The organism is Flavobacterium sp. UBA6195 (assembly GCF_002422095.1).
Lineage (GTDB): Bacteria > Bacteroidota > Bacteroidia > Flavobacteriales > Flavobacteriaceae > Flavobacterium.
The window spans coordinates 1-8578 of record NZ_DITB01000044.1 but is presented as its reverse complement, the minus strand read 5'-3'; the positions used below and the strand labels follow the sequence as shown (position 1 = coordinate 8578).

General features: G+C 32.9%; 6 protein-coding genes and 1 pseudogene. 1 reads left to right on the top strand and 6 read right to left on the bottom strand.

The features are described from left to right. The 5 genes and pseudogenes from B4I81_RS03605 to B4I81_RS03585 form a co-directional block, all read right to left on the bottom strand. Positions 1-560: pseudogene (locus B4I81_RS03605) on the bottom strand (hypothetical protein); the annotation flags it as partial. Positions 561-615: 55 nt separating this feature from the next. Continuing rightward, complete coding sequence (locus B4I81_RS03600; RefSeq protein ID WP_291107677.1) at positions 616-4020, bottom strand: hypothetical protein; 3405 nt, start codon at positions 4018-4020, stop codon at positions 616-618. Positions 4021-4136: 116 nt separating this feature from the next. Further along, complete coding sequence (locus B4I81_RS03595) at positions 4137-4337, bottom strand: addiction module protein (protein WP_291107674.1); 201 nt, start codon at positions 4335-4337, stop codon at positions 4137-4139. Positions 4338-4416: 79 nt separating this feature from the next. Continuing rightward, positions 4417-5670: an aspartate kinase gene (locus B4I81_RS03590; RefSeq protein ID WP_291107671.1), complete on the bottom strand. Its 1254-nt coding sequence runs from the start codon at positions 5668-5670 to the stop codon at positions 4417-4419. Between the two features lie 9 nt (positions 5671-5679). Next, on the bottom strand, positions 5680-6156 hold the full coding sequence (locus tag B4I81_RS03585) for a GNAT family N-acetyltransferase (protein WP_291107668.1): 477 nt from the start codon (positions 6154-6156) through the stop codon (positions 5680-5682). A gap of 114 nt (positions 6157-6270) precedes the next feature. On the opposite strand from B4I81_RS03585, the gene fbp reads away from it, so the two are divergent. Next, positions 6271-7278, top strand: coding sequence for a class 1 fructose-bisphosphatase (fbp, locus tag B4I81_RS03580; protein WP_291107665.1), 1008 nt, complete (start codon positions 6271-6273; stop codon positions 7276-7278). A gap of 75 nt (positions 7279-7353) precedes the next feature. Here fbp and B4I81_RS03575 read toward each other — a convergent pair. Beyond that, a partial coding sequence (locus tag B4I81_RS03575; RefSeq protein WP_291107662.1) for a T9SS type A sorting domain-containing protein occupies positions 7354-8578 on the bottom strand: 1225 nt, incomplete at its 5' end.

The following is an 8578-nucleotide window of genomic DNA, read 5'->3' as shown; positions in this document are numbered from 1 at the left end:
ACACCTGAACTTGTTGCAAAAGTAACATTAGTATCATACCCTGTTAAACTAACGCTTGTACCGTCTTCGGTTGCCATTAAACTCGTAACGAATGATTTTCTATTATCTATTAAATCATTAATCATATACCCTACTCTAAAGTTCTTTCCTTTGCCAGAGATACCCTTAGAAATCAATGTTTCAGCATGACTTGTATGTCTCATTCTAAAACTAACATAAAAATCTTTACTACCTTCAAGTATTAATCCTCTATCAATTAAAACTGTATTTACTCTACTAATGTCTACAAACATTTTAGTATTACTGCCATTGCCAATCAATACAGAAACTGGACTTGTAGCCGATATTGTAAATGGAGAACCTGTAATAGGCGTTCCCAAACCATCCGTAATTGTTACTGTAAAAGGAGTGGTTTCTGGAGTAGAAAGATAAATATAATGATCCTGAATTGCGGTAATATCTCTAGAATGTAAAGGTGGAATCCAATGTTTATTGCTAAGTTGAGAAAAACCTATTTGTGAAAAAATGAAAATTGTGAGAAAAATTATATTTTTTATCATAGTGAATTTGATGTAATAATAATTTGTAAATTTATGAATTAATACCAATAATTAACTAAAAAAACGCCCTTAATTGTATATTTCCAGCATGAATCGTCTTACTCGTTTCGCTATTTCTGCCTTGATAATTAATATTGATATCTAAATATTGGGTCAAATTTTTCTGTAAAAGTAAACGCCAAGTTTGATTTTTTCCTGGTTGTAAGCCTTCTAACATTTGAAACCCAACTGCTGATAACAGATTTCCATTATACGAATTGTTATACATAGAAAATTCGCCATTCATGCTAAATCCTTTTTCGCTGTTGAAGGTAAATGAGGTTCCTAAACGAGTTTGTTTTAAGGTTTCAAAAGCGCCAATTTGATTTTCTTTTTGTTGGTATTCATAAAAAACATCCCAACTCGCATTTTTAGAAAACAAATACCCGATTTTTGGCTCTAGTTGATAACTTTCAATTTCAAAATTTCGATTTGGATAACTCTCAGAAGTTGATTCCGTTAAAGTGGTGCTTCCCGAAAAATTAAACAACCAACTTTTCTTTACCAAATGCTGATATTGCAACTGATGCGATTGATTTTTAGTTGCAACACTTCCCACAGAAAGCAAATTTTGACTTTCATTAATTAAGAAAGAATAAGTGGTGGAATGATATTGTTTTCCACGATTAAAAAACAAACTATTTCTAAAATTTGTGTTCAAACCAATCAACTCATCATCGTTTTTTGAAAACGGATTCAAGTCGAAATTAGAACCATCTCTTCGAATTCTACGTTCTATTAAAAACGAAGTTTGATTGTAAAAATGTGAAGCGAATTTCTTAAAACCAGTCTCATTTTGCCATTGATTAAAATTGAAATTCAACGCTTGAGAAAATTTATTCTGATGCGTTCGAACAAAAACTTGATTCGGTAAAAATACCCGAACGTAAATCGCTAAATCAGAATAAGGAGCAATTTCAAACTCTTGCAATTCCTGAATTCCGTTGCCATTGTAATCGTTCCACATGTAAACGCCTTGTCCAGGTTCTACTTGCAAATAGGTAAATTCTTGTTGGGCAATCGTTCCAGAGCTTGTTTCATAAGCGGTTGTTGTTTGAATTAATTGCCCAAAATATCTGTCCGAATATAAAATTCGTGAATTTAACGAAGGTTCGTCTTTTAAACTTGAATCTTCATATTTCAAGGTGCGATAATTCAAAAATACACTCAAATTGCTTTTTTCGGTTTTAATCAATTGCGATTTCAAATAATACGAATTCGAATGATTCACGCGCTCTATGCGATTGTTTTGCAAACTGTCATTCTGACGTTGCAAAAATCCTAATTCCACAAAAACTTTAGTCGAATCGCCTCTTCCCACAAAAGCGCCATATTCTAAAAAACGTTGGCTCAAGGCCGAAAATGTATTGGTTGCCTTCAGTTTATCAAAATTATCTTCCAAATTTACTGTAGCACCAACCCAAATTTTACCCAATTTATACGACGAACGATTTTGACTTCTAGCAAAAGACGAATTTGAAAGTTCAGAATCGTTTTTCATTATGCTCGAATTACTCCAAATCATCCATTTTTTGGTAGCATATCTTCCTGTTAAAGTGTGTTTGTTTCCCAAAAAAGCATCGCCAAAAGCTAAATTTTCAAATTGATAAATCGCTTTTCCTTTGTTATTGAAATTAAAATCCAATCCCGAAGTTAAAAAACTTTGATTCCCCAAAAAAGTAGAAGTGATGTTCCAATCTCTATTAAATTCAATGTTGTACAAACGTTCAATGGTTTTGAAATTTTCTTGTACCAACTGATAATTGGCAAACGCATCAATCTTGGTTTTTCCGTCAAAAAGGCGTTGTTTTCCATTAAATTTTCCTGCAAAACCTTTGTTGTTATTGTCGTCTAAATTCGAATATAAATTTTGGTCGCTGTTGCTTAATGCTACTTCAAAATCTAAAAGTGTTTTCTCACTTGGATTGTATTTTCCTAAAACCGTTGCCATTTGAATTTTTGTAGGTGCAATCAATCGAACAATTGGTTCATAATTTCCTTGCGGAATTCCAGCTATTGGCGCCACATATTGATAAATTTTACCAACCGCCTGGTTGTTTGCTAAAATGTAATTCCCTTGATTATTTCCTACCAACGAAAATCGCACATTGTACAATTCGTCTGTTGGATTGTTCGAATATTCAAACACTTCAACGCCACCAATCAATACTTTTCGATACAAAATTTTATTTTCAGAATACGTGTCTAAATAAGCAGAAGGTCCGTTCATTTGCGAAATATCATCGCCAGCGTTTTGCAAAATGGCAATTTGTTCCGAAGATAAATTTTGTTGTAAAGGCTGATTTTTCACATCACTTTCCGAATAGAAATAACCGCCAATTTGCCAATTTTCTCGCTCGTGCGAAATGCCGCCATAAGTAATAAATCGAGTAAAATTTCTATCGGTATACTGATATTCTACGTTGATTCGCATTTCAGAAGTTATCGGAAATAGCGAAGTAAAAATGATTTCCCCAGCGTTATAATCAATGATATAATCGTGGTTTTCGCCACGAGTTTTCAAAATTCCGTTGACATAAACCCGTTCAGAACCTGAAATTACTAAAACGTACAACTCATTATTATTGCCTCGCAATTTATACGGACCTTGATTGCCTTCTTGTCCGACGAATGAACTTCGGGCATATTGTCCACGAACCAAAGCACCAGATGCAATGACTTCGGTTTTTTTATTAGGTGTTCCAAAAGTGAAGCGAGTGGCTAAACCTTGTACTTTTTTGTTAAAATTTAAGAAAGCTGATTTTCGATTTTCCAGAAATAAATCACCCGCGCGAATGTTCCATTTATCGGAAAATAATTCGATGAAAATTTGGTCAAATTCATCTAGTTTCTGCGAATAACCGCCTTCTTGCAACGGAATATTACTGTCTTGAATGGAAGCACGCAAACTCACTTTATCGGAAATTTTACCTGTGATTTGTAAATCTAAATTTGAATTTACCACCGTATTTTGATTGTTTCCAATCGTAACGCCACGTGTAATACTTCCCGAAGTATTCAATCCATCAAAAGGTTTGAATTTAGTGTTTTTGTCTTTTTTGAAAACGACTAATTTTCCCGCTTCGTTGGAAACCACTTTATCGTCATCGTAGATGGAATAGGTCTTTGTTAAAAAATCAGGAAATTTCGAATAGCGAACAATTAATGAATCAGAAGTGTTGATTTCTTTAGTAAAAACTACCGTTCCTTTTTGGAAATTTACTTTATAAAAGCTTGTGTCGATGACTTTTCCATTTTTGTCTTTAATTTCAAAAAAGGAATTGTTCAAACTAAATTTTTCTATCGAAATCGTATCTTTTGAAAACGCAATTTTTTTAGTTGGATACGATTGTAACGTTTCCTGAGCAAAACCGCCCAAAAAACACAACAGAAATCCCGCTAAAAAAACAATTTTTTGCATAAATACTATAACTCCGAATCTTCAAAAGTAGTATTTATTGTTGGAAAAAAGGAATGATTTTATTTGAACCGCAGATTCGCAGATTTTTAAATAGTAATCTGTGAATCTGTGGTAATTTATTTTCTAATATAATTCTTAACGTCTTCCCAAGTGTAAAATTCAGTTTTGTCTTCTTCTACCAATAAAATTCTTCGGTCTAATTCTTGTTTCATTGCATCAGACAATTCTAATTTATTTTTCGAAACACTTTCCCAAAGTTCTTCTGCCAAAAGAATTTTTTCGGCATTGGTATATTTATCTAAATCTTTGATTTTCATGTCTAAACTTTTTTATAAAGTTAGCAAAAGTATTTTTATTAATTGGCACATCGACTAATAGTCTAATTGCCAAATTAAACTACTCCTTTATAATCACTTGCATCGTTTCTCTCGAAATCTGACGCAACAATATCGTTTTATTCGTTTCTACTACTTTAGCAGCGTTTTCATCAAAATGTCTGATAGTGTACAACGATACATTTTCGTTATACGAAACTTTGAATTTTTTTGCCAATACTTTTCGTAACTCTTCAAAAGTGTTGTATTTATCTTCGATACAAACGGAGAAACTAATTGCCGTATTTTGAATTAAATTCACTTTGATTTTATATTTCGAAAATAATCCAAAAATCTCACTAATGTGATTTTCCATGATAAAATCGAAATCAATTGACGATAACGATAATAACAATTGGTTTTTCTTAACGATGAAACAAGATGTTTTAGGTTCTAAATCAGCACCTTTTGAAACGCTTGTTCCTGCTAATGTTGGATTGATAAACGATTTTACATACAACGGAATTTCCTTTTTTTGTAAAGGTTGTAACGTTTTTGGGTGAATAACCGAAGCTCCGTAAAACGCTAATTCAATCGCTTCTCTGTAGGATATTTGGTTCAACAAAACCGCATTTTCAAAATATCTTGGATCGGCATTTAAAACTCCGGGAACGTCTTTCCATATGGTAACGCTTTCGGCACCTAAACAATACGCAAAAATCGCAGCCGTATAATCCGAACCTTCACGACCTAAAGTAGTCGTAAAATTATTCTCATCTGAACCTAAAAATCCTTGTGTAATGTTCAAAGTTTTCTTTTTAACGCCTTTTGAAATTAATTTTTGAGTGGTTTCCCAATCTACTTGCGCATCGCGGTAATTATTATCGGTTTTAATTAAGGGGCGAACATCAATCCAATTGTTTTTTAAGCCACTATAATTAAAATAATGACTTACAATTGTGGTAGAAACTAATTCTCCAATACTCACCACTTGGTCGTAAACAAAACTATAATTTGGCGATTTATTACTACGAATAAAATATTCTAAATCATCAAAATGCGCATTGACATCAAAAAACACATCGTGCTCTTCGTCTTCAAATAAGTCTAATAAAATTTGGTTGTGGTACTTGCGAACTTCCTGAAGCGAGGCGTGCAATTCCTTTGATTTATCAAAGTAATTTTTGATGACTACTTCCAAAGCATTTGTGGTTTTTCCCATGGCAGAAATTACCAACAAAACATCTTCGTGTCCTACCGTGTTTAAAACATGTAATACGTTTTTTACGCCTTCGGCATCTTTAACCGATGCACCTCCAAATTTAAAAATTTTCATTTTGAAGAATTATATAGTTGTGTTTAAAAATTGTTCAATTCCTTTGTCGTCCATATGAACCACACGCCAATCGCCTAAAACTTTAGCACCCGATTTTTCATAGAAATCGATGGCTGGTGTGTTCCAATCTAAAACATTCCATTCGATTCGGCGGACATTTTCGGATTTTCCTTGTTTGATGATTTCTTTGTAAAGTGCAAATCCGGCACCTGTTCCGCGTTTGTTTTCTTTTACAATTAAATCTTCTAAATGGATGGTTTTTCCTTTCCAAGTCGAATAACGATAATAGTACAAAGCCATTCCGATGATCTCGTTTTCAACTTCGGCAACAAAACATTGAAAAAGCGGATTTTCTGAAAAACCATCACGAACCAAATCGTCAACGGTAACCACAACAGCATCAGGTTCTTTTTCAAAAGTGGCTAATTCCTGAATCAATTCTAAAACCGAAGGTATGTCATTTTTTGTGGCTTTTCTGATAATCATTTTTCGTAATTTTTTACAAAAGTAAAATTAACTTAAACATCTTTTCAAATTAATTCTAACATTTCACAAATTTACCGATATTTGTGCCTTAAACACAACTACATCGTTTTCATAATGGAAGAAAGAAATAGAACCTTAGGCGAATTTATTATTGAACACCAAAATTCGTTTCAGTACTCAACAGGAGAATTATCTCGAATCATCAATTCTATTCGTTTAGCCGCGAAAGTGGTAAATTACAAAGTAAACAAAGCCGGATTAGTAGATATCGTAGGCGCTGCTGGAGAACAAAACATTCAAGGAGAAGACCAACAAAAATTAGATGTTTACGCAAACGAAGTTTTTATTCAAACCTTAATTAACCGTGAAATTGTTTGCGGAATTGCTTCTGAAGAAAACGACGATTTCATCACTGTGGCAGGTTCAGATAATTCACACAACAACAAATATGTAGTTTTGATGGATCCATTAGATGGTTCTTCGAATATTGATGTGAATGTTTCGGTTGGAACAATATTCTCAGTTTTCAGAAGAGTTACTCCTGTTGGAACTCCTGTAACTATTGAAGATTTCTTGCAACCAGGCGTAAATCAAGTAGCAGCAGGTTATGTAATTTATGGAACATCAACCATGTTAGTATATACGACAGGTGATGGTGTAAACGGATTTACATTGAATCCAGCTATCGGAACGTTCTATTTGTCGCATCCTGATATGAAATATTCGGAAGACGGAAAAATTTACTCGATTAACGAAGGAAATTACGTTCATTTTCCTCAAGGTGTGAAAGATTATATCAAATATTGCCAGTTGGAAGAAGGAGATAGACCTTATACTTCAAGGTATATAGGAAGTTTAGTTTCTGATTTCCATAGAAATATGATTAAAGGCGGAATTTATTTATATCCAACCAGTTCAAAAGCTCCAAACGGAAAATTACGTTTGTTATACGAATGTAATCCAATGGCATTCATAGCTGAACAAGCAGGCGGAAAAGCTTCTGACGGTTACAAAAGAATCATGGAAATTCAACCCACAGAATTACACCAACGTGTTCCATTCTTCTGCGGAAGTAAAAACATGGTAGAAAAAGCAGAAGAATTTATGGCGAAAGCGAAGTAATTTTTCAATTAATAAAAATAAAAAAAAGCACAAACTCATTAGAATTTGTGCTTTTGTATTTTAAAATAGTTTTAACTACTCTTTAATCCATTTCAATGTAGTATTATTATTAGGGAGTTGAACAAAATAAATCCCGCTTGCCAGTTTTGTAACATCTAAGCTGTTTTCGTTTTGGTTGATTTCTTGTTTCATGATGGTTTGCCCTGCAACGTTATAGATAACTACTGTTTGATTTTCAGAAAAATTATTTTTTATAGTAATAAAATCTTGTGCCGGATTAGGATAAAGACTCACGCTGTTTTCAAAATTTGGAGTAGATAAAGGTTCCCAACCTATTTTCATGGCTTTTGGTAAGCTTGATGTGGTTGTAGAATTGTATTCATCTCCTATAGTAATATAATTACCTTCATTAGTTTTTATAATATCTAAGAGGTTTCCTCTACTACCGCAATATTGCCATACGGTTTGATGATTAGTATTAAAATTTTTTATAATAAATGATTGTGAGTTTGTTTCATCATTACAAATAGAGGTAATTCCTAAAGTATAACCGCCATTTAGTTCTGGGATTATATTAGCTTGAAAGTAGCTAAATTGATTGTTTGTGATTTCGGTTTCCGAAATTTGGTTACCAAAAGAATCTGTGGCTACAGACCAAACATGAGCTTGACCTGAGTTATTGTTGTATACCTTACCTCCAACTAATAAGTAATTTCCGTTTGTTAATTCAGCAACAGCATTTGCAAATTCATGTTCTATGCTCCCATAAGTTCTTTCCCATATTAAATTGTTGTTCTGAGATAATTTTGCCATATAAAAATCACTAGATGATGGATTACTGTTTTCTGCAATATTTCCTGCCACAACTAAAGTACCATCGCTTGCTTCAATAACACCAAATAAGTCTAAGTTGTTATTTAACAATCTTGTCCATTGTATGTTCTTAAATATATCTATTTTGGTTATCCATCCGTTTTCATTTAAACTTCCAATAGCTAAAAACCCACCATCTTGCGTGCAAATTAATTTAGTGATTATTAAATCATTTTCTATGGCATTAGGATAATGCCATTGATTTGTAACTGTTCCTGAAGAATTAATTTCTGATAGCGAAAAGTGATTAGTCATTGAAGAGTTAAGATTATTACTTATATAATAAATAACATTGTTGTCCGATAAAAAAGAAGCCAAAAAGATGGCTTCTTTAAAAGAATCGTAAATTTGTGTTTCGACATACAAAATACGATGAGTAAAAGTAATTATTTTTCCAGTAAATCTGTTTTCGGACAGCTGATTTCTT

Excerpts from the sequence above, each read along its gene's own strand:
- B4I81_RS03600 (WP_291107677.1), bottom strand. The coding sequence starts at position 4,020 with ATGCAAAAAATTGTTTTTTTAGCGGGATTTCTGTTGTGTTTTTTGGGC.
- B4I81_RS03595 (WP_291107674.1), bottom strand. The coding sequence starts at position 4,337 with ATGAAAATCAAAGATTTAGATAAATATACCAATGCCGAAAAAATTCTT.
- B4I81_RS03590 (WP_291107671.1), bottom strand. The coding sequence starts at position 5,670 with ATGAAAATTTTTAAATTTGGAGGTGCATCGGTTAAAGATGCCGAAGGC.
- B4I81_RS03585 (WP_291107668.1), bottom strand. The coding sequence starts at position 6,156 with ATGATTATCAGAAAAGCCACAAAAAATGACATACCTTCGGTTTTAGAA.
- fbp (WP_291107665.1), top strand. The coding sequence starts at position 6,271 with ATGGAAGAAAGAAATAGAACCTTAGGCGAATTTATTATTGAACACCAA.